At 67.8% G+C, this 26724-nt stretch carries 29 protein-coding genes; 16 read left to right on the plus strand and 13 right to left on the minus strand.

Annotated elements, in window-relative coordinates:
- Positions 1-29: 29 nt before the first annotated feature.
- On the minus strand, positions 30-1379 hold the full coding sequence (locus EV645_RS28550) for a hypothetical protein (protein WP_198681897.1): 1350 nt from the start codon (positions 1377-1379) through the stop codon (positions 30-32).
- A 140-nt stretch (positions 1380-1519) separates the two neighbouring features.
- Here EV645_RS28550 and EV645_RS28555 point away from each other — a divergent pair, with 140 nt between their 5' ends.
- Together EV645_RS28555 and EV645_RS28560 are read left to right on the plus strand one after the other, a co-directional pair.
- Complete coding sequence (locus tag EV645_RS28555; protein ID WP_130447092.1) at positions 1520-2401, plus strand: NAD-dependent epimerase/dehydratase family protein; 882 nt, start codon at positions 1520-1522, stop codon at positions 2399-2401.
- A 103-nt stretch (positions 2402-2504) separates the two neighbouring features.
- Positions 2505-3302 (plus strand): COG4705 family protein, encoded by a 798-nt coding sequence (locus tag EV645_RS28560; RefSeq protein ID WP_130447093.1) that lies wholly within the window; start codon positions 2505-2507, stop codon positions 3300-3302.
- Here the strand turns inward: EV645_RS28560 and EV645_RS28565 are convergent.
- From EV645_RS28565 to EV645_RS28590, 6 genes are all read right to left on the minus strand, one after another.
- Positions 3275-3940 (minus strand): maleate cis-trans isomerase family protein, encoded by a 666-nt coding sequence (locus EV645_RS28565; RefSeq protein ID WP_130447094.1) that lies wholly within the window; start codon positions 3938-3940, stop codon positions 3275-3277. The two genes, EV645_RS28560 and EV645_RS28565, sit on opposite strands and share 28 nt — an antisense overlap.
- Before the next feature lie 79 nt (positions 3941-4019).
- Positions 4020-4583 carry a dihydrofolate reductase family protein gene (locus EV645_RS28570; protein ID WP_130447095.1) on the minus strand — a complete coding sequence of 188 codons (564 nt, stop codon included), beginning with the start codon at positions 4581-4583 and terminating at the stop codon, positions 4020-4022.
- A gap of 85 nt (positions 4584-4668) precedes the next feature.
- Positions 4669-5790: a tRNA dihydrouridine synthase DusB gene (gene dusB / locus EV645_RS28575; protein WP_130447096.1), complete on the minus strand. Its 1122-nt coding sequence runs from the start codon at positions 5788-5790 to the stop codon at positions 4669-4671.
- Positions 5790-6479: a hypothetical protein gene (locus EV645_RS28580; RefSeq protein ID WP_242000715.1), complete on the minus strand. Its 690-nt coding sequence runs from the start codon at positions 6477-6479 to the stop codon at positions 5790-5792. Before EV645_RS28580 ends, dusB begins: the two co-directional genes overlap by 1 nt.
- Before the next feature lie 2 nt (positions 6480-6481).
- Positions 6482-7867: a glycine--tRNA ligase gene (locus EV645_RS28585; RefSeq protein ID WP_130447097.1), complete on the minus strand. Its 1386-nt coding sequence runs from the start codon at positions 7865-7867 to the stop codon at positions 6482-6484.
- 81 nt (positions 7868-7948) lie between these two features.
- Positions 7949-8230, minus strand: a complete 282-nt coding sequence (locus EV645_RS28590; protein ID WP_198681898.1) for an antibiotic biosynthesis monooxygenase family protein — start codon at positions 8228-8230, stop codon at positions 7949-7951.
- Positions 8231-8263: 33 nt separating this feature from the next.
- On the opposite strand from EV645_RS28590, the gene EV645_RS28595 reads away from it, so the two are divergent.
- Entirely contained in the window at positions 8264-8575 is a 312-nt protein-coding gene (locus EV645_RS28595) for a DUF6703 family protein (protein WP_130447098.1), read from the plus strand.
- Here EV645_RS28595 and EV645_RS28600 read toward each other — a convergent pair whose 3' ends face one another.
- A complete protein-coding gene (locus EV645_RS28600) occupies positions 8576-9118 on the minus strand; it encodes a TetR/AcrR family transcriptional regulator (protein WP_130447099.1) in 543 nt (180 codons plus the stop codon).
- A gap of 98 nt (positions 9119-9216) precedes the next feature.
- On the opposite strand from EV645_RS28600, the gene EV645_RS28605 reads away from it, so the two are divergent.
- Positions 9217-10437 (plus strand): FAD-dependent monooxygenase, encoded by a 1221-nt coding sequence (locus EV645_RS28605; protein WP_242000716.1) that lies wholly within the window; start codon positions 9217-9219, stop codon positions 10435-10437.
- Here EV645_RS28605 and eboE read toward each other — a convergent pair.
- Together eboE and EV645_RS28615 are read right to left on the minus strand one after the other, a co-directional pair.
- The gene (gene eboE, locus EV645_RS28610; RefSeq protein ID WP_130447101.1) at positions 10393-11535 is read right to left on the minus strand and encodes a metabolite traffic protein EboE; all 1143 of its coding nucleotides are present in this window, start codon (positions 11533-11535) and stop codon (positions 10393-10395) included. The two genes, EV645_RS28605 and eboE, sit on opposite strands and share 45 nt — an antisense overlap.
- A 106-nt stretch (positions 11536-11641) precedes the next feature.
- Positions 11642-12943: a YibE/F family protein gene (locus EV645_RS28615; protein ID WP_130447102.1), complete on the minus strand. Its 1302-nt coding sequence runs from the start codon at positions 12941-12943 to the stop codon at positions 11642-11644.
- 52 nt (positions 12944-12995) lie between these two features.
- Here EV645_RS28615 and EV645_RS28620 point away from each other — a divergent pair, with 52 nt between their 5' ends.
- The 7 genes from EV645_RS28620 (at position 12996) to EV645_RS28650 (ending at position 18319) form a co-directional block, all read left to right on the plus strand.
- A complete protein-coding gene (locus EV645_RS28620; RefSeq protein WP_130447103.1) occupies positions 12996-13940 on the plus strand; it encodes a metal ABC transporter substrate-binding protein in 945 nt (314 codons plus the stop codon).
- A complete protein-coding gene (locus EV645_RS28625; RefSeq protein WP_130447104.1) occupies positions 13937-14692 on the plus strand; it encodes a metal ABC transporter ATP-binding protein in 756 nt (251 codons plus the stop codon). Before EV645_RS28620 ends, EV645_RS28625 begins: the two co-directional genes overlap by 4 nt.
- Positions 14689-15693, plus strand: coding sequence for a metal ABC transporter permease (locus EV645_RS28630; RefSeq protein WP_130447105.1), 1005 nt, complete (start codon positions 14689-14691; stop codon positions 15691-15693). Before EV645_RS28625 ends, EV645_RS28630 begins: the two co-directional genes overlap by 4 nt.
- Positions 15694-15748: 55 nt before the next feature.
- Positions 15749-16141: a Fur family transcriptional regulator gene (locus tag EV645_RS28635; protein WP_242000717.1), complete on the plus strand. Its 393-nt coding sequence runs from the start codon at positions 15749-15751 to the stop codon at positions 16139-16141.
- 102 nt (positions 16142-16243) lie between these two features.
- On the plus strand, positions 16244-16708 hold the full coding sequence (locus tag EV645_RS28640; protein ID WP_198681899.1) for a MerR family transcriptional regulator: 465 nt from the start codon (positions 16244-16246) through the stop codon (positions 16706-16708).
- A gap of 60 nt (positions 16709-16768) precedes the next feature.
- Entirely contained in the window at positions 16769-17743 is a 975-nt protein-coding gene (locus tag EV645_RS28645; RefSeq protein ID WP_198681900.1) for an aldo/keto reductase, read from the plus strand.
- A gap of 81 nt (positions 17744-17824) precedes the next feature.
- Positions 17825-18319: a GNAT family N-acetyltransferase gene (locus tag EV645_RS28650; RefSeq protein ID WP_130447108.1), complete on the plus strand. Its 495-nt coding sequence runs from the start codon at positions 17825-17827 to the stop codon at positions 18317-18319.
- Here EV645_RS28650 and EV645_RS28655 read toward each other — a convergent pair.
- Positions 18305-19261: a sigma-70 family RNA polymerase sigma factor gene (locus tag EV645_RS28655; protein WP_242000718.1), complete on the minus strand. Its 957-nt coding sequence runs from the start codon at positions 19259-19261 to the stop codon at positions 18305-18307. The two genes, EV645_RS28650 and EV645_RS28655, sit on opposite strands and share 15 nt — an antisense overlap.
- 148 nt (positions 19262-19409) lie before the next feature.
- Between EV645_RS28655 and EV645_RS28660 the strand changes: the two genes are divergently transcribed.
- Positions 19410-20789 carry an MFS transporter gene (locus EV645_RS28660; protein WP_130447110.1) on the plus strand — a complete coding sequence of 460 codons (1380 nt, stop codon included), beginning with the start codon at positions 19410-19412 and terminating at the stop codon, positions 20787-20789.
- On the opposite strand, the gene EV645_RS28665 is transcribed toward EV645_RS28660, so the two are convergent.
- Entirely contained in the window at positions 20786-21880 is a 1095-nt protein-coding gene (locus EV645_RS28665) for an S-(hydroxymethyl)mycothiol dehydrogenase (protein ID WP_130447111.1), read from the minus strand. The two genes, EV645_RS28660 and EV645_RS28665, sit on opposite strands and share 4 nt — an antisense overlap.
- Before the next feature lie 230 nt (positions 21881-22110).
- On the opposite strand from EV645_RS28665, the gene EV645_RS28670 reads away from it, so the two are divergent.
- Genes EV645_RS28670 through EV645_RS28685 form a run of 4 tightly spaced genes read left to right on the plus strand, consistent with a single transcriptional unit; the run spans position 22111 to position 25791 of the window.
- A complete protein-coding gene (locus EV645_RS28670) occupies positions 22111-23001 on the plus strand; it encodes an ABC transporter ATP-binding protein (RefSeq protein WP_130447112.1) in 891 nt (296 codons plus the stop codon).
- Positions 23001-23813, plus strand: a complete 813-nt coding sequence (locus EV645_RS28675) for an ABC transporter permease (protein ID WP_130447113.1) — start codon at positions 23001-23003, stop codon at positions 23811-23813. The genes EV645_RS28670 and EV645_RS28675 overlap by 1 nt, the downstream gene beginning before the upstream one ends.
- Positions 23813-25153 carry a sensor histidine kinase gene (locus EV645_RS28680; protein WP_242000719.1) on the plus strand — a complete coding sequence of 447 codons (1341 nt, stop codon included), beginning with the start codon at positions 23813-23815 and terminating at the stop codon, positions 25151-25153. The genes EV645_RS28675 and EV645_RS28680 overlap by 1 nt, the downstream gene beginning before the upstream one ends.
- Positions 25150-25791 carry a response regulator transcription factor gene (locus EV645_RS28685; protein ID WP_130447114.1) on the plus strand — a complete coding sequence of 214 codons (642 nt, stop codon included), beginning with the start codon at positions 25150-25152 and terminating at the stop codon, positions 25789-25791. Before EV645_RS28680 ends, EV645_RS28685 begins: the two co-directional genes overlap by 4 nt.
- Here the strand turns inward: EV645_RS28685 and EV645_RS28690 are convergent.
- The gene (locus EV645_RS28690; RefSeq protein WP_130447115.1) at positions 25788-26696 is read right to left on the minus strand and encodes a hypothetical protein; all 909 of its coding nucleotides are present in this window, start codon (positions 26694-26696) and stop codon (positions 25788-25790) included. The two genes, EV645_RS28685 and EV645_RS28690, sit on opposite strands and share 4 nt — an antisense overlap.
- Positions 26697-26724: the final 28 nt, after the last annotated feature.

Raw genomic sequence — 26724 nt, forward strand, 5'->3', positions numbered from 1 at the left:
CTCAATTCGGAGCAAGGAGTGCGGTGCCGTCAGACGACAGGTGAGCTCCACGGTTGTGCCTCCAGCGCTTGTGCGATGCGCAGTCGGTACAGGCGCGTAGGGCGTCCTTTGGGGTGGTGCTGGGCGGTGCCTTCGACGCTCACCAGGCCGCCTGCGTCGAGGGTGCGGATCAGCCGACGTCCGCTCTGGTCCGTGATGCCGAGATGACCGGCAAGCTCTCCAGGCGAGAGCGTGCGGCCTTCTAGTTCGTGGTCCAGCGCGGCCAGCCGGGACACGGTGGTGGCGCTCAGACCGACGTACTTCGCCAGTTGTTCGACCTCTTCGCCGTGCTCGCGGTACGAGAACCGGAGCGCTTCGCCGGCCGGCCCCATCGGGCCGATGACGACGCCGCTGTCCTCGAAGAGGTATGCGCAGGGTTCTTCGGACAGCTCGGCGCGCGCGGCCGCCTGCTCGGCGAGCACGACGCTGTTGCGCGCCGACACCCCGACGCCGAAACCGGCCGAGACCTGCGCACCGAGCGCCGCGGCGGCCTCGGCCAGCGCGGGTACGGCGACCCAGTTGCGGGTGATGCGCTCGAACAACGCCTTGTGGGCGAAGACGACCACGCCGCGCCGTCCGCGGTTCTCGATCCAGGCACCGGCGAACTCCGGGGTGTTGAGCAGATGATTCATCAGCCCGATGCGGGCACGTTCCTCGTCCAGTTCCTGCGAAGTCAGTTCCTGCGAAGTCAGGGCCTGCGAGATCAGGAAGACGCCGGCCGCGAACCGCTGCGCACTCGCCCGCTCCGACTCGATCCGCAGCGCGAGCTCGTGCAGCTCGGTGCGAATTGTTGCCGGCACCGGCATACCGCTCATGATCGGGATCTGCCCGTCGAGCTGCTCGCGGACCGCGGCGCGCCCGCTGATCACGTAGCTGCGGTCGCCGAACTTTTGGTATACCAAACGGTGGAAGGCGACGATCTCGTCCACGCTCTGGGTCGGTGCGTAGGGTAAGCAATCGATCTGGTCCTGGTCGAGGTCCAGCGCGGCAGCCACCGCTTCGACCGCCTCGGCCGGAAACGTGTCGATGCTGACCGGCAGACGACCCCAGCCGCGTTCCTGTGCGCGGTAGAGCGCGAGGGTCAGGTCGAGCGCCGACGGGCGGATCACACCGACGGAGAGAGCGGGCGGCAACAGTTCGCGGCTCGCGGTGTACGGCACCGGTCCGGCCAGGAAGCCGTCGAGTCGCGTCGTACTCAGGAACTCGGCGACCTTGTCCCTGATCTCGTCCTCGTGGTCGTAGCTGACCCACTCGAGCTCCACACCGCCGAGCGTCGCCGCGGCGTCGTGGAACAACTGGTCGTGGATCACATGCGTGACGACCCCGATCACGATGCCCACGACACTCCTTAACGAACCAGGTTCGGAAGTGATTCGTAAATCCAATGCCGTCAGACTTCCCCGGTTTCGCAGGTCAGGTCAAGGGATCGTGCGTGATTCGTTCAAGCCGGGAGACGCGATACCGGTCTAGCGTCGCGGCCATGATTCTCGTCACCGGTGGGCTCGGCATGATCGGCGCCCACACCGCCCGCGCCCTCCTCGACCTCGGGCAGGAGGTCGTCGTCACGTCACACCGGCGTACCGATGCCCCGTCGTTCCTCGAGGGCAAAGTCGTCGTCGAGCAGGTCGACCTCACCGACCGGGACGCGTTCCTCGCGCTCGGGAACCGCCACGACATCAGCAACATCGTGCACCTGGCCGGCTCGATTCCCGGCGACGATCCGGTCGCATACTTCCGCCACGACACCGCGGCCCTGTTCAATGCGCTGGACGCGGCGCGGGCGTGGAACGTACGGCGGTTCGCAGTTGCCAGCAGCATCGGGGTGTACATCGGGCAGGACGAAAGCCCTTGGCACGAAGGGATGGCGCTCCCGACCGCCGACCTGCCGCACCTGATCGTCGCGTTCAAGAAGGCCGTCGAGCCCGTGACGACGCACAGCCTTGCCGGTACTGGCGTGCATCCGATCGTGCTCCGGATCGGCTCGACCTGGGGCCCGCTGATGGACCCGGAGTCGATCTTCAGCCCGATCCCGCCGTACGTGAGCGCCGTACTCCGTGGCGAAACCCCCGCTCCCCTGCCGGCCGACGCCGGCGGCGACTGGTGCTACGCGCCCGACATGGGGCGCGCGATCGCCTCGCTGGTGAGCGCGGACACCCTCGACCACACGGCCTACAACGTCTCGAGCGGCAAGCCCTTCGTGTACGGCGAAGCGGCCGGCCAGCTGGCTGTCGAGCCCGGCGGCGAGACCAGCCCGCACCTCGACATCACGCGCCTGACCGCGGAGACCGGCTTCACCCCGAGCTTCACGTTCCCCGAAGCCGTCGCCGACTACTTCACCTGGCGCACCACCAACGCCCGCTGAAAGGTCCGATCATGCTCGACCCCACACTCCGCCGTGTCCTCGACGAGGGACGGGGGACGGCAATCAGCTATCTCTCAGCTTGTCGGCCGTAGCCTTCGGGACCGTGCAAACTCGCGTGTTCACTGCTCCGAAGGTCCCGGCGGTCTTCCTCATGTTCTGGGTGGTCAAGCTGCTGACCACCGGGATCGGCGAGACCGCCTCCGACTACCTCGGCACCATCAGCATCCCACTGGCCGCCGTGATCGGCGTCGGCGGATTCGGCACCGCCCTCTACCTGCAGCTGAAGGCAACGGCGTACCACCCGGTCCGCTACTGGATCACCGTGCTCGGCGTCGCTCTGTTCGGCACGATGATCGCCGATGGACCGCATGTCGCGCTCGGTACGCCGTACTGGTTCGACTCCATCGTCTACCTGGCGCTGCTGTGCGGCCTGCTGACCTGGTGGCGGCGCAGTGAGGGCACTATCTCGGTGCACTCGATCACCACTGCCCGGCGGGAGCGGTTCTATTGGGGCGTCGTGCTGCTGACCTTCGGCCTCGGCACCGCCGTCGGCGACGCCACCGCCATCGACTTCGGCCTCGGCTTCACCTGGTCGATCCTGCTGTTCGCCGTACTCATCGTCGTACCGCTCGGCCTGTGGAAGCTCGGGCTCAACGTCACCGTCGCCTTCTGGTCGTCGTACGTGCTGACCCGCCCGCTCGGCGCCTCGGTCGCCGACTGGCTCGGCAAAGGCACCCACGACGGCGGCGTCGGCTGGGGCATCGGCCCGGTCACATTGATCGGCCTGCTGCTCTTCGCTGCGCTCGTCGCCTACTTGGCTGTGACCCACAGCGACGTCGACCACGCGGCCACGCACGCGCGCGAGGCGACAGCTCAACCTCGCGCGAACAGTCTCCCGTAGCCGTCGACCTGGAGCGTCGAACCGGTCGCGGCCAGGATCGACCAGAGCAGTACCTGGTTTGCCTCGAGCACCAACTTCCCGGTACGGCGTTCGAGCTCGTCGATCGCGGATACTGCGCGGAAGCCGTTGCCGGCGATGAACACCGCCTCCGCCGAGGCGTCTACGTTTTCGGTGACGTAGTCGATCACCTGCTCGGGACGCACCCGGTCCGGGCGCACGGGCAGCGACGTCGCGGTCAGGCAGACAACGTCGATTCCTTGATCGCGGAAGTACGTCGCGCCGAGGTCCCCCATCTCCGCCTCGAACCACGGTGGATGAATCAGGGAGATCCGGCGTACGCCGAATGTCTTCAACGCCTCCGTGGCGGCAAGTCCACTTGTGACGACCGGGACGCCGGCCAGTTGGTGGAGGTCTCTGATCATTGCGGCCTCAGCCACGTGTCCGATCGCGTATCCGGTCGTGGTTGAGGCGTAGGCGATGACGTCGACCGATGCCTCGCCCAGTGAGGCAACGGCCGGGCGCAGCGCCGAGGTTGTGGCCAGCGTGCGAAGGTCCTTAGCCGCGGTTGGAGGGGTCGCGTTGGAGTCTCCTGGTCCCCGCACGCGTGCGACGACCACATCAAGAGTTGCCGATGCCATTTCGGGAATCTCGACTTCGGGCCCCGGTGCCGCATGCGGCGTGAGTACTCCGACCGTGAGCGCCGCGTCGGCTGATCGGCTACTCCGCACGTGCTGCCTGGGTCCGATAGACCTGCACGACGACTCCGTTGGGGAACGGCGTGGCCTCGATGAGATCCAGGTGCCGCGACTCCGGCAGCTGGTCGAACAACGTCTGCCCGCGGCCCAAGACGAGGGGCTGGACCAGGAGGCGGTACTCGTCGATCAGATCCGCAGCAGCCAGCGCGCCGGCCAACCGCTGACCGCCCCAGACGATCACGTCCGCGCCAGGCTCGGCCTTGATGGCAGCGATCTCGCTCGTGAGGTCGCCACGCGCGACCCGGGTCTCGGGCCAGGTGGCGTCGGCGTCGCTGAGGGTCTTCGAGAACACGACTTTCGGTACGTCATTCATCGGCGCCGCGTAGGCATCGTCGGAATGCGGCCAGAACGACGCCATCTCCTGGTACGTGACACGCCCCATGAGGTGCGCACCGGCCTTGCTGACTCGTTCCAGCTTCCACTGCTTCAGCTCATCGGCTTCGGGAATCGCGACACCTGGGTGTTCGCGGTCACTCGCGACGTACCCATCCAGCGACATTGACATGTACAGCACGACGTTTCGCATGGCTCCCTCTCGGATAGCTTGCACTCCTTCTGGCTCGACTCCGCCGGAGGCGGTCAAAGGAACTGCCGCCGCGGAGCGGTGGCCTTTAGCCGCCGGAGACGCCTATTTCGGCGTCGGCCAGGTCGGCGGACAGGCCGTCTGTGTCGTCGAGCCAGCCTTGTGGGAGGACGATGTGGTCGCGGGGGCTGCCTTGGCGGCCGCGGGGGGCGCCTAGTTCGGCGACTGGGAAGGGGACGGTCGGGTCCAGTTGGGACAGGAGTTCGTCCAGGTGGGTGAGGGTGTCGACCATGCCTAGGGCTGCTCGGAGTTCGCCGCCGGCGGGGAAACCCTTGAGGTACCACGGCACGTGTTTGCGGAAGTCGCGGAGGCCGCGCTGCTCCCCCATCAGTTCGGCGAGCAGTTCTGCGTGGCGGCGCATGACTACGGCTACCTCGCCCAGCGAAGGCAGGTTCAACGCTTCGCCGCCGGAGAAGGCGACGGCGAGATCGCGGAAGAGCCAAGGGCGGCCCAGACACCCGCGCCCGACGATCACCCCGGCGCAGCCGGTCTCGGCCACCATCCGGAGCGCGTCGCCGGCCTCCCAGATGTCGCCGTTCCCGAGCACGGGGATCGACACGTGCTCCACCAGTTCTGCGATCGTCGACCAGTCCGCCTGACCGGAGTACGCCTGTGCCGCAGTACGACCATGCAGCCCGATCGCGGCAGCTCCGGACTCCGAAGCGATCCGCCCGGCGTCCAGGTACGTCTGGTGGGAAGAGTCGATCCCGATCCGCGTCTTCATCGTCACAGGTACGCCGTACGGCGTTGCCGCATGCACAGCGGAGCGCAGGATCGCGCCGAGCAGATTCCGCTTCCACGGCAGCGCGGCGCCGCCGCCCTTGCGCGTCACCTTCGGCACCGGACATCCGAAGTTCAGGTCGATGTGCGCGACCCCGTAGGAGTCACAAAGAATCTGCACAGCACGCCCGATGTAAACGGGATCGACGCCGTACAGCTGCACCGACCGCACCGTCTCGCGCGCGTCGAACGTGAGCATGTCGAGCGACTTCTGATCGCCCTCCACGATGCCGCGCGACGTGATCATCTCGCAGACGTACAGCCCGGCGCCCTGCTCCGCGCACAGGCGTCGGTACGCCGCGTTGGTGATGCCGGCCATCGGGGCCAGCACCACCGGCGTCTCGATCGTGAGGTTGCCGAGCTTGAGCATCAGGCCTTCGCCACCAGCACCTGTCCGTTGCCGGAGACCTGTGCTTTATAAGGCTGTACGGCGTTGGCGGTCGTCGTCACATCGCATGCGATTCCCGCGTCGGCAGTCTTGACCACGGCAACATCATCCATCGTGCAGGTCACCTTCGCCGCGTCGCTGACCGACCGCTGCACAGCGTCGACGACCTTCGCGCGAACGATCGCGACCGACGGCGAGGTGAACTTGTACGACGCGGAGTACTGCTTCGCGTCGACCGTCAGCGTGCCGCTGTACGACTTCCCGGCGTACGTCACCGTGCAGGTGAGCTCGTGGTTGCCGGCGGTCTCGACCTTGTCGATCCCCGGGCACTTCACCGTCGTGGTGGCAGCCTTCCCGGCCGCGATCTGTGCCTGCTTGGAGATCGCGAAGGTGATGCGTGAAGCCAGCGGCGCATCGCCGGCCGGTTCGCCGGTCACCTTCGGCGTCGGCCACGGCTTCGACGGCGTCGGCAACGGCGTCAGCGAAGGCGTAGCAGCGGTCGGGATCGGAGCACTGGACGACGGCGCGCTCGGAGAAGACGAGCTAGAGGCGGACGGAGAGCTCCCGGCCGCAGGCTTGTCGTCCGAGCAAGCGGACAACAGGAAGACTGCCAACGCCGACAACCCGAAGACAGCCAGACCGAAGCGCACCCGATCCCGCGACAGCTTCATCGTCAGCAACCCACCAGGTGCTGGGCGAGATATCCGGTCACCTCGGTCAACGCGACCCGCTCCTGCTTCATCGAGTCGCGCTCCCGGATCGTCACGGCCTGGTCCTCGAGGGTGTCGAAGTCGACGGTGATGCAGTACGGCGTACCGATCTCGTCCTGGCGACGATAGCGCCGCCCGATCGCACCCGCGTCGTCGAAGTCCACGTTCCAGCTCTTGCGCAGTTCGGCGGCGAGGTCGCGGGCCTTCGGCGACAGGTCGGCGTTGCGGGACAGCGGCAGCACGGCGGCCTTGACCGGGGCGAGCCGCGGGTCGAACCGCAGTACGGTGCGCTTGTCGACGCCGCCCTTCGCGTTCGGGGCCTCGTCCTCGGTGTAGGCGTCCAGCAGGAACGCGAGCACGTTGCGGGTCAGGCCGGCCGCGGGCTCGATCACGTACGGCGTCCAGCGCTCGCCCTTCTCCTGGTCGAAGTACGACAGGTCGGCGCCGGAGTGCTTGGAGTGCGTGGACAGGTCGAAGTCGGTGCGGTTCGCGATGCCCTCGAGCTCGTCGAACTCCTTGCCGCCGAAGTTGAACCGGTACTCGATGTCGACGGTGCGCTTGGAGTAGTGGCTCAGCTTCTCCTTCGGGTGCTCGTAGAACCGCAGGTTGTCCGGGTTCAGGCCGAGGCCGGTGTACCAGTCCCAGCGCGCCTTCAGCCAGTACTCGTGCCAGTCCTCGTCGGTGCCGGGCTCGACGAAGAACTCCATCTCCATCTGCTCGAACTCGCGGGTCCGGAAGATGAAGTTGCCGGGCGTGATCTCGTTGCGGAAGCTCTTGCCGACCTGGGCGATGCCGAACGGCGGCTTCTTCCGGGCGGTGCCCATCACGTTCGCGAAGTTGATGAAGATGCCCTGCGCGGTCTCCGGGCGGAGGTAGTGCAGGCCCTCCTCGGACTCGACCGGGCCGAGGTAGGTCTTCAGCAGGCCGTTGAACATCCGCGGCTCGGTGAAGGTGCCCTTGTTACCGCAGTTCGGGCAGGCGATCTCGGCCAGCTTGACGTCGTCGACGTCCTTGTTCTTCCGGCGGGCGAAGTCCTCGCGGAGGTGGTCGTCGCGGAAGCGCTTGTGGCAGGACTGGCACTCGGTCAGCGGGTCGACGAACTCGGACAGGTGGCCGGAGGCCTCCCAGACCTTGGTCGGCAGGATCACCGAGGAGTCGAGGCCGACGATGTCGTCCCGGCCGGTCACCATCGTCCGCCACCACTGGGTCCGGACGTTGTTCTTCAGCTCGACACCGAGGGGTCCGTAGTCCCAGGCCGACTTGGTACCGCCGTAGATCTCGCCGCAGGGATAGACGAAGCCTCTCCGCTTGCTGAGGCTGACGACGGCATCGACGGTTTCCACGGGCACTTTTGGACTCCAGAACAGGCACAGACGAATCTACGGAAGAGACCAGGCTATCGGTCCTGGGTGGCCGTCATCGAATCCGTGCTAGGTCAGCAAATCTTCGTACGCCGTCGGCTCGTCGATCGCCTCCGACAGCAGCGGCACCGCGGCCACCTTCACGTCGTACGGCGACAGGGCCCGGCGGTAACTCCCGACGTTGACGAACTCCAGGTCAAGGGCCAGCAACTCCGGGTCATCGACGTTCCGCCCGACGCGGGCCGAAACGAACCCCTTCTGCTGCGACAGCACGTCGATCGCGACCTGAACCCGCTCAGCGAACTGAGCCTGTTCGGCCTCCCCTACCCGGAACCTGATCACCACGAACACGTGCCCAACCTTAGGACCTGGAACAATGGGGCAATGAGTTCCCCCAGTGGCAGTCAGCCGGTCAGCTCGATTCGGGAGCGGCTGACCAAGATCAGCTATCCGTATGTCGCGAGGCTGCACGCCGCACCGAAGCTGACGCTGCCCGGGATCACCTTGGTGCTCGCACTGGCCGGAGTGTTCGCTCCGCTGGTGGTCGCGGTGCCGGCCTTGGTACTGCTTGCGCTCCTGCTGGGATGGCTGGCGTTCCTGTCATGGCCGGCGGTCACGACAGGGCCGAAGTTCCTGCGGGTGTTCTCGATCCTGGTGATCCTGCTGTTCGCGGTGTCGAAGATCGCCAACGGCTGATCAGGGTCGGCCGAGGCTGTCGTACGCCGCCTCGACCGAGGCCTCCCGCAGCTCGTCCACCGGCACGTGGTCGAGCATCACCGCACAGTCGGACAGACCGCCCAGCGCGACCATGCAGCGGACCACATCGGACAGCGACGGCTCGGTGCCGATCAGGAGCGTCGCCAATGTCCCGCGCCACTCTATGAACCGGTCCGCCAGGTTGAGCTCGTGCAGCACGGACAGGTCGCGGATCGCGAGCTGGATCAGCTTGCGGTGCCGGCAGGCGAGGTCGAAGTACGAGCCGAGGAGCTCGCGCGGTGCGATCGGGGCGGCGGCCTGCTGCGCGGCGGCGTACGCCTCGAAGTCGGCGATCATCGGCTCGACCAGGCTGTTCAGCAGGTCCTCGCGCGAGGCGAAGTGGTAGTACAGCGCCGGCTTGGTCACCCCGAGCCGATCGGCGATGTCGCGCAGGCTGGTCTGCTGCATCCCCTGCTCGGCGAACAGCTCCAGCGCGGCCTGCTGGATCCGCGCCCGGGTGTCCCCGGTCCGTTGTCTCGGCATACCTCGAAGATTAACTGACCTTCCGGTAAGTAAGCCATTGACAACGCCGAGCGCCGTTGCTTACCTTCCGTTAAGTAAGCAAACGTCAGGGGGTTGTGATGAAGGTTCTGATCTCGGGTGCGAGCGTGGCCGGCCCGGTGCTCGCGCACTGGCTGCACCGCTACGGGTTCGAGCCGACGATCGTCGAGCGCACACCCGAACTGCGGCACGGACTCGGCGGTCACGCCGTCGACCTGTTCAGCTCGGCCGCCGAGGTGACCCGCTGGATGGGCTGCTGGGACGCGATCGACGCAGCCCGCACCCGGATCGACTCGATGACGATGGAGCGGTTCGGCCGGCGCCCGGTCGAGGTCGACCTCAGCCGGATGTACGCCGGGATCTCGAGCAGCCACGTGGAAATCCTTCGCGGCGAGCTGACGAGGATCCTGTACGACGCCTCGCGTGAGACCGCGGAGTACCTCTTCGGCGACTCGATCGCGAGCCTGGACGACGACGGCAGCGGGGTGGACGTCACGTTCGACTCCGGCACGCAGCGCCGGTTCGACCTGGTCATCGGCGCCGACGGCCTGCACTCGAACGTACGGCGGCTCGCGTTCGGCCCGGAGGAACCGCTGCGTCGCTGGCTCGGCGGCTACCTCGCTGTGTTCTCGATGCCGGACATCTTCGACGTCGGCAACCACACGCTCGCGCATCTGTCGGTCGACAAGCTCGTCGGCATCTACGGCGTTCACCAGACCGGCCAGACGCGCAGCGGCTTCCTGTTCCGTACGCCGCACGAGCTGCACTACGACTACCGCGACAAGGACGAGCAGAAGGCCTTGCTGGTCAAGGAGTTCAGCAACTACGGCTGGAAGGTGCCGCAACTGCTGGAGCACCTGGACACTGCCGAGGACTTCTACTTCGACTCGATCGCACAGATCACTCTGGACACCTGGGGCAAAGGGCGAATCGGACTGGTCGGCGACGCAGGCTACTGTCCCGGACCGGCAGTTGGTGGCGGGACGAGCCTGGCCGTCGTGACGGCGTACATCCTGGCGGGCGAACTGGCCGCTGCACGTGGCGATCTGGTGTCAGGACTGAAGAGCTACGAGCGGATCATCCGGCCGCTGGTCGACCAGAGTCAACGGATCGGTCCGAAGCTGATGGGCACGATCATCCCGGGCAGCCCTATGGCACTGCGGCTGATGCCGTTCGCCGCTGCAGCGCTGGCGAAGCTGCCGACATCGGTACAGCGCTTCATCTGGTCGCAGAACGCAGTAGGCAAGACGCTCAGCTCAGTGGACCTCGTCCAGCCCCAGGTCGGTCAGTCGGTCGCGTAGCCAGGTCAGCTCTTTGGCGATCCGTTTGACCATGGACTGCCGACCACGCGGCCATGCGTACACCTCGGACTCCAGGTGGTGCGTGAGTGGGTGTCCACCGCCGACCAGTCTGGTCAAACAGTCATCCAGTACGCCGGTTGTCACGCTCAACCCGTCCGGTGGCGCACTGTGGGCCGGCAGGTGCGTGTGCATCCGCCAGGCCGCGTGGCCCGACAGCTGGTACGCCTGCGTCACGTCGTCCACTCCCGGCCCGCCCCACTCACGCACCTGCCTCAGGTACTTCGGTGTGCCGAGCTGGGTCAGCATGTACCGAGCGGCCGCATCAGACGGGTCCACCAGCGTCGGCGCTACCGACAACTGCCCTTTGACCACGTCCACCCCGGCCCGCCACATCATCTGGAACACATCGGCCGGTTCCTCGAACTGCACGGCCAGATGGCACGCGTCCAATCCCAGTCCGATGCGCGAAGCACCGCCGTACGGACTGGAGTAGCGGTCCAGCCACGCAGCGGCCTGACCAACCATCTCCAGGACGCAACCCGGCTCGGTCTCGACGGCGAGCCGGATCATCCGGCCGGTCCTGGTCTCAGTGCGCGCGAGGTGCTGCTCGACGCGGTCGAACGCCTCGCGCGCGGCGCGGTTGCGTGCCTTCGACCACGGCACGCGCCAGGCGAGCGGGACCGTCGAGATCGATCCGTACGACGCGTCGGCGGGGAGCAACTCGGCCAGGACATCCACCAGGTCGAACGTGTAGCGGAGCCGCTCGGGGTCGGTCCAGTCGGGGCAGTACAGCTTGGTGCCGACAACCTGCTCGGTGAAAGGCGAGTGCGGGGTGCCGTTCAGTGTGACGACTTCGAGCCGGTTGCGGTGCAGCGATCGACGGAGCTTGCTGAGCGCGGCCGGCGAGTTCGCGAGCCGGTCAGCCAGCCGGTGCGGGAACCACAGTCCGACCCCGAGCACAGGTACGTCGAGGGCAGCGCGCACCGGGCCGGCGCAGTCGTCGAGACCGGCGATCAGCTCGTCGAGCTCGCCGGCCGGATGCACGGTCGCGCAGTACCCCAGATGGACGATCGAACCGTCCCGATGACGAAATCTCATCAGCTCCTCACCCCGTTCGGCCACCGAAGGTAGTTACGGGCGGACTCTCCGTGACCTACCAGCACTCTAGAAGCCTGGGAGCCGCGGCGGAAGGGCTGATTTTCGGTTAGATGCGCTCGGCTTCGGCTACGAGTTCGCGGGAGCGGTCGGCGACGGCCATGGCGGCGAGGGCGGTGGTGAGCGGTACGGCGGCGATGATGCCGAGGCTGCCGACGAGGCCGCGGACGACCTCCATCGCGACCGACTCCTGGGACAGGATGACCCGGCCGGGCAGGCCCTGGATGGCGAAGACCAGCAGCACCGGCAAGGCCGCACCGGCGTACGCCAGGACGAGGGTGTTGACCACTGAGGCGACGTGCGTGCGACCGATGCGCAGGCCGGCGGTGACCAGCTCGCGGCGGTTGGCGGACGGGTTCGCGGCCGACAGCTCCCAGACGGCCGCCGCCTGGGTGACGGTGACGTCGTCCAGCACACCGAGCGCGCCGATCACCATGCCGGCGACCAGCAGGCCGGTGAGATCGATGTCGGGCACCAGCGACTTGGCTCCCGTCGCACCCTCGGAAGCCATCCCGCTCAGCTGGCAGAACTTCGTGAAGAACCAGCCCAGCAAGACGGTCAACCCGAGCGCGGCCACCGTCCCCGACAACGCGATCGAACTCTCCGCATTGATCCCGTGCGTGAGGAACAACGCGATCGCCATGATCACCGTGCCGCCGACGACCGCGACCAGCAGCGCGTTCTCGCCGTGGAGGATCGCCGGGAGGATGAACTGCGTCAGCATGACCGCCGTCACCGCCAGTGCGATCAGCGCGGCGAACCCTCGCCAGCGCGACAGTGCGACGACCGCGACCGCGAAGAGCCCGGCCAACAGCAGCAACGAATTGGTCCGGTCGTGATCGACATACGAGTACCGGTCGGCGAGCGTCTTTGCGCCGTTGTTGATGCCGAGCACCACCGACTGACCGACCTTGACCGGAATCGGGGTCTGGTTCGCCTTCGGCACCTGGACCGGGACCGTCTTGCCCTTGTCCGGACCGCTCGTGAGCTTGACCGTGGCCTCGTCACACTGCGGCGCCTGCTCCCCGCGGCAGGCCTTGATCGCGGTGACCTCGCCGCGGGCGGCGGCGGTCTGGTACGACGCGACCTTCACGTCACCGCCGGGCCACATCACGATCATCCCGACGACCGCGGCGAGCAGCAGCGGGATCAGCACCGCCGCGACCACGATCCGCACCCGGCGGGCGACGATCGCATCGTCGTTCACCACCGACGTGTCGACCACGTGGTCGCCATGCCCGTGACCGTGCCCATGGCCGTGTCCGTGGCCGTGGCCGTGGGGAATTTCCAACTTCCGGCGCCGGTTGCTCCGGTGGTCGGCGCGCCGGCGCCCGACGTTGCGGCTGGCCATCGTGTGACTCCCTGTTTTGACAACCAGTTCCAATTAAATGAAAATGATTGTCATGAGATCTGGTCTTCGAGCTATTGTCGCCGGTGCCTTCGTCACGGCGACACTCGCCCTGGCCGGATGCGGCGGCTCGTCGGCCAACGGCAGCGACAACGGCAAGCTCGACGTCGTGACCTCGTTCTATCCGCTCGAGTTCATCGCCCGCACAGTGGGTGGCGACGCCGTGAACGTGACCACCCTGACCGCACCGGGTGTCGAGCCGCACGACCTCGAGCTCACTCCCAAGCAGGTCGGATCGATCGCGACGGCCAAGCTCGTCGTCTACGAGAAGGACCTGCAGCCGGCCGTCGACGAGGCCGTCGACCAGAACGCCGAGGACGCCGGATTCGACATCTCTCCGGCCGCCCAGCTCGAGGCCACCGGCGCGGACTTCGAGGAGCACAGCGACGGCATCAAGCCGGCCGCTCACAAGGAGAACGCGCTCGACCCGCACTTCTGGCTCGACCCGGTGCGGTACGGCGAGGTCGTGAAGGCGGTCGAGGAGAAGCTCGTCAGCCTCGACGGCGCCAACGCCACGGGGTACCACGAGCGTGCCAAGGCTCTGCTGGGTCAGATCAGCAAGCTCGACACGGAGTACAAGACCGGTCTGGCCGACTGCAAGCTGAACACGTTCGTGACGAGTCATGAGGCGTTCGCCTACCTGGCGAAGCGATACGGTCTGACGATGGTCGGGATCGCCGGGTTCGCGCCGGACGCGGAGCCGACTCCGAGCCGGATCAAGGAGGTCCAGGACATCGTGAAGGCCCAGGACGTGACGACCATCTTCTACGAGGAGCTCGTCAGTCCGAAGGTGGCCGAGACGATCGCGAACGACGTCGGCGTGAAGACCGCCGTGCTGAGCCCGATCGAGGGCCTGTCGGACGCCAACTCCAAAGAGACGTACCTGACCCTCATGCAGCAGAACCTGCAGGAACTGCGGACGGCGAACGGCTGCAAATGACACCAGAAGACTCCCCCAAGGCCGTCCAGGTCTCCGATCTCTCGGTCGACCTGGGCGGCCGGCTCGTGCTTCGGGGTATCGATCTGCAGATCCGGCAGGGCGAGGTGGTCGCCGTGCTCGGGACCAACGGCTCCGGCAAGTCCACGCTGATCAAGACCATCGTCGGCCTGCTGCCCGCAGCTCGCGGCGAGGTCCGCCTGTTCGGTACGCCGGTCCCCCGCTTCCGCCAGTGGCGCCGCGTCGGGTACGTACCGCAGCGCATCACCGCGGCCGGCGGCGTACCGGCGACTGTGTATGAGGTGGTGTCGTCCGGTCTGCTCTCGAAGCGGCGGATGTTCAGCCCGCTCGGGGCGGCCGGCAAGCAGGCGATCGAGCAGGCGCTCGATGTCGTCGACATGGCCGACCGGCGCAAGGACGCGGTTGCCGAGCTGTCCGGTGGCCAGCAGCAGCGGGTCCTGATCGCGCGGGCGCTGGTGTCCGATCCGGAGCTGCTGATCCTCGACGAGCCGACTGCCGGCGTGGATCTGGCCAGCCAGCAGATCTTCGCCGACGCAGTCCGGGACAAGGTCGCGAGCGGTACGACAGTGGTGATGGTGAGCCACGATCTCGGCCCGATGGACGCGCTGATCGATCGCTCGGTGGTGATGCGCCGCGGCCGCATCGTGTACGACGGGCCGCCGCACGCCTCCCAGACCCACGCCCACGTCCACCACTCACACATCGACGACGGACCGGGGTGGACGCCTTCATGAGCATGTTCGAGCTCGAGTTCATGCAGCGGGCGCTGATCGCCGGCCTGCTGACCGGGTTGTCTGCGCCGGCCATCGGCACGTATCTGGTGCAGCGGCGGCTGTCGCTCATGGGTGACGGCATCGGCCACATCGCTATCACCGGAGTGGCGCTCGGTCTGCTCACCGGCAGCGCACCGGTCCTGACCGCAGTGCTCGTGTCCATTGCCGGTGCGACAGCTATCGAGCTGGTCCGCGCGCGCGGCAAGGCCACGGGCGACGTAGCGCTCGCACTGATGTTCTACGGCGGCATAGCGGGCGGCGTGCTCCTCATCGGGCTAGCCGGCCAAGGTGCAGCCACCCTGAACACCTATCTGTTCGGTTCACTCACCACCGTGTCCCAGAGCGACCTGTACGTCGTCGTCGGACTGGCCGTGGCCGTGCTGGTCGTGGCGATCGGTCTGGGACCGCAGCTGTTCGCGGTGTGCCAGGACGAGGAGTTCGCCCGTACGACGGGGCTCCGGGTGCAGCTGCTCAACCTGGTGATCGCTGTGATGGCTGCAGTGACAGTGACCGTGGCGATGCGGACCGTGGGGCTCTTGCTGGTCAGTGCGCTGATGGTGGTCCCCGTGGCAACAGCTCAGCAGGTGACGCGCTCCTTCCGCAGTACGTTCGTCACCGCGTGCATCATCGGCGTGCTGGCCTGTCTGGCCGGCATCGTCACGTCGTACAACGCGAATGTGGCTCCGGGCGCGACCATCGTCGTGCTGGCGCTGGCCGGGTTCGTGGTGGCGGCCACGGTGGGGACGCTGCTCCGGCGGCGGTCCGGCCGGATGCGTCCGCTCGCGGACGAGGAGCCGGAGGTCGGCGTGCCGGCTCCAGAGCCGCATGCGGTCAGCCCCGGCCACCCGCACGCGCACAGCCAGGCTTGTGGTCACCAGAAGGTCGACCACGGCGACCATGTCGACTACGTTCACGACGGTCACCTGCATGCGGCACACGGGGATCACTGGGATGAGCACTGACACTTGCTGACTTCTGAGAGAATTGCGGCGTGGTGACGATATGACAGGAGGAACGGTGGCTATCGGAACACGCTCGACCCGTCAGCGCGCGGCGGTCGCGCAAGCGCTCGACAAGCTCGACGAATTCCGCACCGCCCAGGAGATCCACCAGGACCTCCGGTCCGCCGGTGAGAACGTCGGCCTGACCACTGTCTACCGGACCCTGCAGGCGCTCGCGGACTCCAGCGAGGTCGACGTACTGCGCAACGCCGACGGCGAAACGGCGTACCGGCGCTGCTCGAAGGGTCATCATCACCACCTGGTCTGCCGCAACTGCGGCCGCACCGTCGAGGTCGAGGGCCCCGCCGTCGAACGCTGGGCCGACAAGGTCGCCGCCGAACACGGCTACGCCGACATCAGCCACACCCTGGAAATCTTCGGCACCTGCGCCGACTGCCAGCAGGCCTGAGCCGCCGGCAACCAGCTCGGCATCTCCGGCCGCCAGCAGCTCCACAACTTCATCGATTGAGGGTTTGCCTTTGAGCGCGCTCTAAGGCGTACGGTCGTTGACATGAACGCGACCGAGCTGCTGATGGATATTGCGGCGCATCACCGGGAGTTGGAGCCCGTCGATCCGGATCTGCTGTGCCTGCTCGAGCTTCCGGACGATCTGCCCGAGCAGCTGTCGATTGCCGAGGCCGCCGAGCTCACCGGTCTCACTGCCCACACCCTGCGGTACTACGAGCGGATCGGGCTGGTCGACGTACGCCGGGACGCGGCCGGCTACCGCAGCTACGACCGGCGGGCGATGGCGCGGATCGTGTTCATCAGCAGGCTGCGCGCCTCCGGGATGCCGATCGGCACGCTCAGCCACTACCTGGCGCTGGTGCTCGAGGGCGACCACACCGCACCGCAGCGGCTCGCCCTGATGCAGGAGCACCGCGCCAAGATCCACCGGCAGCTGCGTGATCTGCAGCTCGCCCTCGCGGTGACCGACTACAAGATCGACGTGTACGGCGGCACCGCCACTCCGTAACTTTCCGCGCTCACCCCGGGGGTCCCGGGCGGAGCCATGCCATCTTTCAGGGAGATTCTGATGAAACTGGGTACTCAAGGCGCCGAGGTCAGCCGGCTCGGACTCGGCTGTATGGGAATGAGCTTCGCGTACGGCGCGGCCGACGACAACGAGTCCGTCGCGACCCTGCACCGCGCGCTCGACCTCGGCATCACGTTCCTCGACACCGCCGACATGTACGGCTTCGGCGCCAACGAGGAGCTGGTCGGCGCGGCGATCGCCGACCGCCGGGACGAGGTGTTCCTGGCGACGAAGTTCGGGATCATCGGCGATCCGCGCGACCCGTCGAAGCGCGATGTCAGCGGGTCACCGGACTACGTCCGGTCCGCGATCGACGCGTCGCTGCAGCGGCTGGGCGTCGACCACGTGGACCTGTACTACCAGCACCGCGTGGATCCCGGCGTACCGGTCGAGGAGACGGTCGGGGCGATGGCTTCGCTGGTCGAGGCCGGCAAGGTCCGCTACCTCGGGTTGTCGGAGGCGTCGGCGGAGACGATCCGGCGCGCGCACGCCGTACATCCGATCACCACGGTGCAGAGCGAGTGGTCGCTGTTCAGCCGGGATATCGAGGAGTCGGTGCTGCCGGCCTGCCGCGAGCTCGGCATCGGGATGGTGCCGTACTCGCCGCTCGGGCGCGGCATGCTGACCGGCGCGATGCCGTCGGAGCTTGCCGCCGACGACTTCCGCCGTACCCTGCCGCGCTTCTCCGGCGACAACCTCGACGCGAACCTCGCGCTGGTCGAGGAGATCCGCTCGGTCGCCGCCCGGTACGACGCCACGCCGGGCCAGGTCGCGCTCGCCTGGGTGCTTGCGCAGGGCAACGATGTGGCTCCGATCCCGGGGACGAAGCGGCGCAAGTACCTGGAGGAGAACGCCGCAGCCCTGCAGTTGGAGCTGTCCGCGGACGATCTGGCCGGGTTGTCGAAGCTGACTCCGGCCGGCAACCGCTACCCGGACATGAACTGGGTCGCCGGGCAGACCGCGCCGCAGGACTGATAAGCTGACCGCAGTAAGCCTTCCGTACCGGACTCCTCCGGCGGGAGGCTTTTCTGCGTTCTGATCCAGTTGAGGAGACCCATGTCTGATCTCGTGGTACGCCGTGTCGACGCGGCCGACCGGCCCGTGATGGAGCGGCTGTGGCTGATGTTCCGCCACGACATGTCCGAGTTCCAGGGGCAGCTGCCGCGGCCCGACGGCAGCTACCGCACCGAGTGGTTGGAGAAGGTCCTGACCGGGGACCCCGAGTGGGCCGGGTACCTGATCTCCGTCGGTGAGAACCCGGTCGGGTTCTGCTTCATGCGTGCGCTGCAGCAGCCGGTGCACGTGCTGAACGCGTTCTTCATGGTCCGTCCGGTGCGCCGCAGCGGCCTGGGCCTCCGGGCGGTGCAGGAAGTGCTGTCGAACCACCCGGGGCCGTGCGACGTCGCGTTCCAGGGCAACAACGAGAAGGCGGTCCGGTTCTGGCAACGCGTCGCGACCGAGGTGTCCGGCGACGTGTGGACGCACGAGGCTCGGCCGATCGCGGGTAAGCCCGATGCCACGGCGGACCTGTGGATCTCATTCAAGGTGTAGCGGCAGCCCGAAGTACTCGAAGAGGCTTTGGTCGAAGAACGTGATGTTGTGCGTGATCCCGGCCTTGCTCACGGCAAACACCTGCAGACTGTGGGCGCGGTAGATGGGATCCAGCCCGTCGGCGGCGCGTACGTACGCGCCGACGGCGGGCTGGTCGTTCGCCACAGTCGTCACCATCCGCCAGGACGGGCCGCGCATCGCGTAGACGCGCTCGATGAATTCGCCGTACGCGTCGCGTCCCACGAGCCACAGCGGCGCCGGCGGCATCTCGAGCACGACCCGCTCGGCCAGCAGCCGGCTGAGGCCCTGCACGTCGGCGGCCTCGAAGGCCCGCACGTAGTCGTCGACGATCGTCTTGATCTCCTTGTCGGTCGGCTCGTCGACGTCGTCCTCTTTGACATCGACCTCGGCCAGACGGGCACGGGCGCGTTGGAGCGCACTGTTCACCGAGGCCGGTGTGGTCTCGAGCGCCTCCGCGACGTCGGCGGCGGACCAGTCGAGGACGTCCCGCAGTACCAGGACCGCTCGCTGACGAGCCGGCAGATACTGCATCGCGGCGACCAGTGCGAGCCGCAGGCTCCCCCGGGCTTCCAGCGCCCCGGCCGGATCGCCGGTCGTCGGGAACGGCTGCAGCCATGGCACGTCCATCGCCAGCTCGATCGGCGCCTGCGCGTCGGTCGTCGCTCCCACCAGTCCTGACGGGAGCGCGCGGCGACCTCGGCCCTTGAGCGCGGTCAGGCACGCGTTGGTGGCGATCCGGTAGAGCCAGGTGCGGAGCGAGGCGCGCTCGGCGTCGTACGAGTCGATCGCACGCCACGCGCGCAGCATGGTCTCCTGGACCAGATCCTCAGCGTCGTGAACCGACCCGAGCATCCGGTAGCAATGCGCCAGCAACTCACGCCGGTACGGCGCCACCTGCTGATCGAAGTCGTCACGGTCCACGGCGCGAGCCTCCCACTGATCGGGGTCTGTGGAAGTACGTACCGCGCTGCTCGCCGGAATTCATCGCTGCGCCGCCGATGAATTCGTGAGGTGCGCCAGGTACATACCCACGTCCTGACTCTCAGGCACTGGACGAGGGAGAGACCTGATGGCCACTGTGATGATCGACCGCCCGGCTGACGTCGGCGCACGCCGCGGGCTGATGCTCGCCGTGTTGCTGCTCGGCCAGTTCATGGCACTGCTGGACACGTCCGTCGTCAATGTCGCGATGCCCACCATCGGCGCCGGCTTCCACGCGTCCGGCGCCTGGCTGCAACTGGTCGTCGGCGGCTACATGGTCGCGTACGCGATGACGCTGATCACCGGCGCCCGGCTCGGCGACCTCTACGGCCGCCGCCGGATGTACCTGATCGGGGTCGTGCTGTTCACGCTCGCGTCGCTCGCCTGCGGCCTGGCACCGGCGATCCTGCCGCTGGTGCTGTTCCGCTTCGCTCAAGGCATGGCAGCGGCGGTGATGGTTCCGCAGATCATCAGCGTGATCCAGACCCACTTCACCGGTCCCGCCCGGGCCAAGGCACTCTCGGCGTACGGCGCGACTCTGTCCGCCGGGCAGGTGGCCGGTCTGGTCGTCGGCGGCCTGCTCCTCGCCGCGAACCTGTTCGGGTCCCAGTGGCGGCCGATCTTCCTGATCAACGTCCCGGTCGGCATCCTCCTCGCGGTCCTGGTGCCCCGGCTGGTGCCGGCCGACGTACCCCGGCTGACAGCTGAGCGTCGGCTCGATCTCACCGGGCTGGCGATCTCGACCTGCGCAGTACTCCTGCTGGTCCTGCCGATGGTGATCGGGCACGAACTCGGCTGGCCGCGATGGACGTTCGGCTGCTTCGTCGCGGGCGTCGTCCTCGCGGTGGTCTTCGTCCGGGTCGAGCGCCGGGTCGCCGATCCGCTCCTCAACCTCGACGTTCTGCGGGCTCGCGGCCTCGCGGCCGGGATCGCGACGCTCACCTGCACGCTGGTGGCCGTCGCCGGGTTCATGTTCACCTTCACCCTGCATCTGCAGAACGGTCTCGGCGAGTCGGCCCTCCACTCGGGGCTGACCTGGCTCCCCTTCGCCGTCACCTTCGGTGTGGTCGGGTTCTTCTGGCGGTCGCTCCCGAGCCGGCTGCATCACCTCGTCGTTCCCACCGGCCTCGCCCTGTGCATGCTCGGATACGTCGGCATCGGGCTCGCGCAGCTCAGCGCCGGTTCGCTGGTGTGGCCCGCGCTGGTACTGGCCGGTGCAGGCATGGGCCTGTCCGCCAGCCCACTCGTCACCCAATCGCTGGTCCACGTCCCGTTCGACAGAGCAGCCGATGCGAGCGGCGTCCTCACCACGACGATCCAGCTGAGCCAGGTCGGCGGCGTCGCGATCTTCGGGACCCTGTTCCTGTCGGGGGGCTCCCTCGCCACGACGAGCTGGTTCCTCGCCCTCGCCGCCGCGCTCGGCATCGTCGCGGGCAGCTTCCTCGCCCGCAACGTCCGTCAGGCTTAGAAGACGACCACCGAGCGCAGTACGTCGCCGTGGTGCATCTTGGTGAACGCGGCCTCGACGTCGTCCAGCTGGATCGTCTCGGAGACGAAGCGGTCCAGCGGGAGACGACCTTGGAGGTGGAGGTCGATGAGCAGCGGGAAATCGCGGCTCGGCAGGCAGTCGCCGTACCAGCTGGACTTGAGCGAACCGCCGCGACCGAAGAAGTCGAGGAGCGGCATCTCCAGCTGCATGTCAGGAGTCGGAACGCCGACGAGCACGACCGTCCCGGCCAGGTCCCGCGCGTAGAAGGCCTGCTTCCACGTTTCCGGGCGGCCGACCGCGTCGATCACGACGTCGGCGCCGAACCCGCCCGTCAGCTTCTGCACCGCCTCGACGACTCCGTCGTGGTCGAGGTCCTTGGAGTTGATCGCGTGGGTCGCGCCGAGCTCCTGCGCCACGGTCAGCTTGCGGTCATCGATGTCGATGGCAATGACCTTCGCGGCTCCGGCGAGGCGGGCTCCGACCACGGCCGCCGTACCGACACCGCCCGAACCGATAACCGCCACCGTGTCGCCGCGGCCCACGTTGCCCGTGTTGATCGCGGCACCGAGACCGGCCATCACGCCGCAGCCGAGCAGGCCGGCGACCTCCGGCTTCGCGGCCGGGTCGACCTTCGTGCACTGGCCCGCCGCGACCAGGGTCTTGTCCGCGAACGCGCCGATACCGAGCGCGGGGCTCAGCTCGGTCCCGTCCTTCAGGGTCATCTTCTGCTTGGCGTTGTGCGTGTTGAAGCAGTACCACGGCCGGCCGCGGAGGCAGGCGCGGCAGTTGCCGCAGACAGCCCGCCAGTTCAGTACGACGAAGTCGCCCGGCGCGATGTCCGTGACGCCGTCGCCGACCGACTCCACGATGCCGGCCGCCTCGTGCCCGAGCAGGAAGGGAAAGTCATCGTTGATGCCGCCCTCCCGGTAGTGGAGGTCGGTGTGGCAGACCCCGCAGGCCTGAACCTTCACCACCGCCTCGCCCGGACCCGGATCCGGGATCGTGATCTCCTCGATCGTCACCGGCGCACCCTTGCCCGCCGCCACCACACCACGCACCGTCTGAGCCATTCCCCGAACCTAACCGCCCGGCCCCGCTCCCGTCAGCCCCCTCGGCGTGTACACGAGAACAGGACGTAGTCGTCTACGTATACGACCTCGCCCGCCTGAACCCCACCGCCGAAGCCGCTGGGGACCCCACACCTCCTGTTCTTATGGCCACCTCTGTCCACCGGTCGGGGGACAGAGAGTCACCCGGGCGGTGCTCCCTGGGGGCGGTGCCGGAACGGGAGAGTTGGGGCATGGAGAACGACAACGCAGTGAGGGTGCGCGGCCTGGTCAAGCGGTACCCGGACAAGGTCGCGGTCGACGGTGTCGATCTGGACATCCACCGGGGCGAGGTGTTCGCCCTGCTCGGCCCGAACGGGGCCGGTAAGACGACGACCACGGAGATTCTGGAGGGGTATCGCAGGGCCGACGACGGTGAAGTGAGCGTGCTGGGGACGGACCCGGCGCAGGGCGACCGGTCCTGGCGGGCGCGGCTCGGGATCGTGCTGCAGACCTCGCGTGACGAGGCGGAATCGACGGTGTCCGAGCTGGTCAACCACTACGCCGGCTACTACCCGAACCCGCGCGATCCCGACGAGGTGATCGCCGCGGTCGGGCTCGAGGAGAAGCGCAAGACCCGGCCGCGCAAGCTGTCCGGCGGTCAGCGCCGTCGGCTCGACGTCGCGCTCGGGGTGGTCGGCAACCCGGAGCTGCTGTTCCTGGACGAGCCGACGACCGGGTTCGACCCGGAGGCACGGCGGCAGTTCTGGACGCTGATCGAGGAGCTCCGCACCGAGGGCACCACGATCCTGCTCACCACGCACTACCTGGACGAGGCCGAGCACCTGGCCGACCGGGTCGGCGTGATCGCGGACGGCCGGATGATCGAGATCGGTACGCCGGAAACGCTCGGCGGCCGCGGCGCCCGGACTGCTCGGGTCTCCTGGGCCGACGCCGACGGACCGCACGAACTGCGCACCGACCAGCCGACCGCCGAGGTCGCCGCACTGATGGCTCGCTTCGGCGGCGAGGTGCCGGAGCTCGAGGTCCGGCGCCCGAGCCTGGAAGACATCTACCTGGACCTGATCGGCAAGGCCAACGCCGCCGAGACCGCTGCTGTCACGATGGAAGCTGGAGCACTCTGATGGCCGACACCAAGCCCTTGCCGTCCACCGTCACGGTGGGCCTGGCCCGGACCAGGCTCGAGGTCCGCGAGTTCTTCCGCGAGCGGGAGGCGCTGATCTTCACATTCTTCTTCCCGATCATCTTCCTCGGCATCTTCTCCGCCGTCTTCGGCAACACCGACTTCGACGGCGTCAACGCAGCGACCTACTTCACTCCCGGGATGATCGCCTCCGGCATCTTCCTCAGCAGCTTTCAGTCGCTCGCGATCAGCATCGCGCTCGAGCGCGACGAAGGTCTGCTGAAGCGGCTCCGCGGTACGCCGATGCCGCCGCAGGCGTACTTCATCGGCAAGATCGGCCAGGTCCTGATCACCTCGATCTTGCAGATCGCGCTGCTGCTGGCGATCTCCGGCCTGCTGCTCGGCGTCGACCTGCCGACCGAGCCGGACCGGTGGCTGAACTTCGTCTGGATCTTCATCCTCGGTACTGCGTCCGGATCGGTGCTCGGGATCGCGTTCAGCGTCGTACCGAAGTCCGGCAAGGCCGCGTCCGCGGTGATCACCCCGGTCGTCCTGCTGCTGCAGTTCATGTCCGGTGTGTACTTCGTCTACAGCAGCCTGCCGGGCTGGATGCGCAACGTCGCCGCGGTGTTCCCGCTGAAGTGGCTCGCCCAGGGGATGCGGTCGGTGTTCCTGCCCGACGGGTTCGAGCTGACCGAGCCGGCCAAGTCGTGGCAGCTCGGCACCGGCGCGATCGTGCTCTCGATCTGGCTGGTCGTCGGCCTGCTCCTCGCCCAGCGGGTCTTCCGCTGGACCCGCCGGGACGCGGGCTGATGAACGAGGTCACCGGTACGACGTCGGACCTTCCGGACCGGCGTCGTACCGGGCTGTCTCCAGAGCTGTCCGAGGCGCCGGCCTGGACCGGGCCGCGGGTGTGGATCCTGATGTGGAGGAAGATGGGGTCCGTGCAGAGCTCGAGCGGTGGCGCCGGACAGCCCGTGTGGACCCGGGCGCTGATCGGATGGCACATCGTCTTCTGGGTGCTGCTCGGGATGACGCTGGCGCTGTCGTTCCTCGGCCACCTCGGTGCGGTCCGGCAGGCGGTGTTCGCCGGTACGGTCGTGGTGCTCGGAGCGGCGTACCAGTTCATCGGGCTGCCCGCGATCCGGTCCCGGCGCAGGCTTCCGAGGTACGTGTATCGGCTGGTGCTGATCGCCTCGCTGGTGGTGCTGATCGGGATCTATCCGCAGTCGGTGTTCCTGATGTTCATCGGGTCGGCGCAGATCTGGTTGCTGTGCGAGGACGTCCGCGAAGGGATCGGGCTCAGTCTGCTGCTGGTGCTCGGCGTGGGTACGGCGCAGTTGTGGAGCGCGGGGTGGGGCTGGACGGCGTTCTGGGAGATCCTGCCGTGGATGCTGGTCAGCCTCGTGGTCAGTCTGCTGTTCGGGATCTGGATCGAGAAGGTCATCACGCAGAGTCAGCAGCGCGCCGAGCTGATCGAGCAGCTCGAGGCCGCGCGCGACGAGCTCGCCGAGGCCCACCACAGTGCGGGTGTCATGGCTGAGCGGGAGCGGATGGCGCGGGAGATCCATGACACGCTCGCGCAGGGGATGACGAGCATCGTGATGCTGGCGCAGGCCGCCGCTGTCGAGCTGTCACGAGGTGCGGATGCTTCGGCGCGGCTGGCGGCGATCGAGGACACTGCCCGGGAGAACCTGGCCGAGGCGCGGGCGTTGGTTGCCGCGTTCACCCCGGTTGCGTTGTCGGAGGCAACGTTGACCGAAGTACTGCGTCGGCAGGCGGAGCGGTTCGCGGCCGAGACGGGAGTCGACGTACAGGTCTCGCTGGACCTGCCCGATGACGAGGTCGCGGCGTTGCCGCAGGCGCAGCAGGTCGTGCTGTTGCGGTCGGCCCAGGAGGCGTTGGCCAACGTACGCAAGCATGCGCGGGCGACGCAGGTGCTGATCACGCTCGGGTTGTCGGACGACGGGGTGTGGATCGAGATCCGCGACGACGGGTCCGGGTTCACGCCGGGCGCCGAGTCGAGCGGATTTGGGTTGAACGCGATGCGCGGACGGGTCGAGGAGTCGGGCGGTTCGGTCCAGGTGGAGAGTGCGCCCGGGCGCGGTACGCGTGTGCAGGTGTTGATCCCGGCTGTGCAGGAGGATGCGTGATTCGGGTTCTGGTGGTCGACGATCATCCGGTCGTACGGTCGGGGCTGACCGGGATGTTGTCGGTGACCGAGGACATCTCCGTGGTCGGCGAGGCCGGGGACGGTTCGGAAGCGGTGGCGCTGGTCGAGTCGACGCGGCCGGACGTCGTACTGATGGATCTGCGGATGCCGCGGATGGACGGCGTGACTGCGACCGGGGCGATCGTGTCCGGTTATCCGTCGACTCGGGTGCTGGTGTTGACGACGTACGACACTGACACGGACATCCTGCATGCCGTTGAGGCGGGCGCGGCCGGGTATTTGCTGAAGGACACCCCGCATGCCGAGCTGCTGAACGGGATCCGGGCTGCGGCTCGCGGTGAGACTGTGTTGGCCCCGCCTGTTGCGGCTCGGTTGATGTCTCGTCTTCGTACGCCGGCCGCACCTGCCGCCGCGTTGCCGTCGCCGCGTGAGCTGGAGGTCCTGGCTGCTGTGGCGCGGGGTCTCAGCAATGCCGAGATCGGACGCGAGCTGTTTATCGGCGAGGCGACGGTGAAGACCCACCTACAACGGCTCTTCGCCAAGCTGGACGTCGACGACCGCACGCGCGCCGTAACGGTTGCTATCGAGCGGGGTCTGCTGCCCTCCCCTGGACGTTAGAGGTTCAGGCCGCCCTCGTGCGCGGGGCCGTTGAGCCGACGACTGAGGTCCGATTCCGCGTGCTGCGCCACTGGGTGCTGGTCGGCGCGCGCGGTTGGATTGACGCCGGCTCGCACCGCGTCGGCCAGCTGCTCGGCTTCCTGGTCCGCGTGTTGCTTCTCGGCCAGCGCACCGTTGGCGACTTCGACGGAGAACTCGGCAACCGCCTTGAATCCCTCGCTGTTCTTGCCGAGGGCATCGTGCAGCCGGCGCGCGTGGTCGCGGGTGTCGGCGATCGAGTCCTCCATCCGGCCGATGGTCCGGCCGAGGTCGGCGGACGGCTGGAGCTCGCGGGGCGTGGCGGTGTGGAACCTGTACGCCGCCTGCCTGCCGCCCGACAGCTGCTCGGTCATCCGCTCGACCCGGCTGTCGACGTCGTCGACGACCTTCTTCAGGTATTCGACGCCCGAACGAAGCTTCGCCACGTCGGTCGTCGCGCGATCGGGCAGGTGCTCGATTCTTTCCAGATTCTTCAGCGCGCTCTCGATGGCCTGCGAACTGGCCTGCAGACAGTGGCGGTCCTGCTGGTTCGTGCCCGTGCGCTGCTCACCCAGCTCTCGCTGGACGGTCCCGATGCGCGCCGACTGCGCCTCGACGTCGCCCTGGTACGCCGCGAGCGTGTGGACCAGACCGGCCTCGGCCTGAGCCACGGCGGCGCCTTCGGCCCGCTGAACCGTCTGCTCGGCCGCGGCCAGGCCGTCGACGCCCCGTCGCAGTGTCGCGAGGTCTTCCGAGCGGCTGTCCAGCATCCGGCCGATCTGGTCGTCGCCGAGCGCATAGGTCACCGACCGCAGCGTTGCGTGCGCCTCGATCACCGCCGTCGCGATCTGGCCGGTGTAGTGGGCGTACTCCGCCTCGTTCGCCATCAGCTCGCCTTCGTCCGCCGCGCGCCGG

This window comes from Kribbella rubisoli (genome assembly GCF_004217145.1).
Taxonomy (GTDB): domain Bacteria; phylum Actinomycetota; class Actinomycetes; order Propionibacteriales; family Kribbellaceae; genus Kribbella; species Kribbella rubisoli.

Excerpts from the sequence above, each read along its gene's own strand:
- EV645_RS28570 (WP_130447095.1), bottom strand. The coding sequence starts at position 4,583 with ATGCGAAACGTCGTGCTGTACATGTCAATGTCGCTGGATGGGTACGTC.
- EV645_RS28690 (WP_130447115.1), bottom strand. The coding sequence starts at position 26,696 with ATGGCGAACGAGGCGGAGTACGCCCACTACACCGGCCAGATCGCGACG.
- EV645_RS28555 (WP_130447092.1), top strand. The coding sequence starts at position 1,520 with ATGATTCTCGTCACCGGTGGGCTCGGCATGATCGGCGCCCACACCGCC.
- dusB (WP_130447096.1), bottom strand. The coding sequence starts at position 5,790 with ATGCTCAAGCTCGGCAACCTCACGATCGAGACGCCGGTGGTGCTGGCC.
- eboE (WP_130447101.1), bottom strand. The coding sequence starts at position 11,535 with ATGAGATTTCGTCATCGGGACGGTTCGATCGTCCATCTGGGGTACTGC.
- EV645_RS28650 (WP_130447108.1), top strand. The coding sequence starts at position 17,825 with ATGTCTGATCTCGTGGTACGCCGTGTCGACGCGGCCGACCGGCCCGTG.
- EV645_RS28580 (WP_242000715.1), bottom strand. The coding sequence starts at position 6,479 with ATGAAGCTGTCGCGGGATCGGGTGCGCTTCGGTCTGGCTGTCTTCGGG.
- EV645_RS28620 (WP_130447103.1), top strand. The coding sequence starts at position 12,996 with ATGAGATCTGGTCTTCGAGCTATTGTCGCCGGTGCCTTCGTCACGGCG.
- EV645_RS28600 (WP_130447099.1), bottom strand. The coding sequence starts at position 9,118 with ATGCCGAGACAACGGACCGGGGACACCCGGGCGCGGATCCAGCAGGCC.
- EV645_RS28565 (WP_130447094.1), bottom strand. The coding sequence starts at position 3,940 with ATGGCATCGGCAACTCTTGATGTGGTCGTCGCACGCGTGCGGGGACCA.
- EV645_RS28670 (WP_130447112.1), top strand. The coding sequence starts at position 22,111 with ATGGAGAACGACAACGCAGTGAGGGTGCGCGGCCTGGTCAAGCGGTAC.
- EV645_RS28680 (WP_242000719.1), top strand. The coding sequence starts at position 23,813 with ATGAACGAGGTCACCGGTACGACGTCGGACCTTCCGGACCGGCGTCGT.
- EV645_RS28645 (WP_198681900.1), top strand. The coding sequence starts at position 16,769 with ATGAAACTGGGTACTCAAGGCGCCGAGGTCAGCCGGCTCGGACTCGGC.
- EV645_RS28595 (WP_130447098.1), top strand. The coding sequence starts at position 8,264 with ATGAGTTCCCCCAGTGGCAGTCAGCCGGTCAGCTCGATTCGGGAGCGG.
- EV645_RS28630 (WP_130447105.1), top strand. The coding sequence starts at position 14,689 with ATGAGCATGTTCGAGCTCGAGTTCATGCAGCGGGCGCTGATCGCCGGC.
- EV645_RS28675 (WP_130447113.1), top strand. The coding sequence starts at position 23,001 with ATGGCCGACACCAAGCCCTTGCCGTCCACCGTCACGGTGGGCCTGGCC.
- EV645_RS28625 (WP_130447104.1), top strand. The coding sequence starts at position 13,937 with ATGACACCAGAAGACTCCCCCAAGGCCGTCCAGGTCTCCGATCTCTCG.
- EV645_RS28640 (WP_198681899.1), top strand. The coding sequence starts at position 16,244 with ATGAACGCGACCGAGCTGCTGATGGATATTGCGGCGCATCACCGGGAG.
- EV645_RS28605 (WP_242000716.1), top strand. The coding sequence starts at position 9,217 with ATGAAGGTTCTGATCTCGGGTGCGAGCGTGGCCGGCCCGGTGCTCGCG.
- EV645_RS28615 (WP_130447102.1), bottom strand. The coding sequence starts at position 12,943 with ATGGCCAGCCGCAACGTCGGGCGCCGGCGCGCCGACCACCGGAGCAAC.
- EV645_RS28665 (WP_130447111.1), bottom strand. The coding sequence starts at position 21,880 with ATGGCTCAGACGGTGCGTGGTGTGGTGGCGGCGGGCAAGGGTGCGCCG.
- EV645_RS28660 (WP_130447110.1), top strand. The coding sequence starts at position 19,410 with ATGGCCACTGTGATGATCGACCGCCCGGCTGACGTCGGCGCACGCCGC.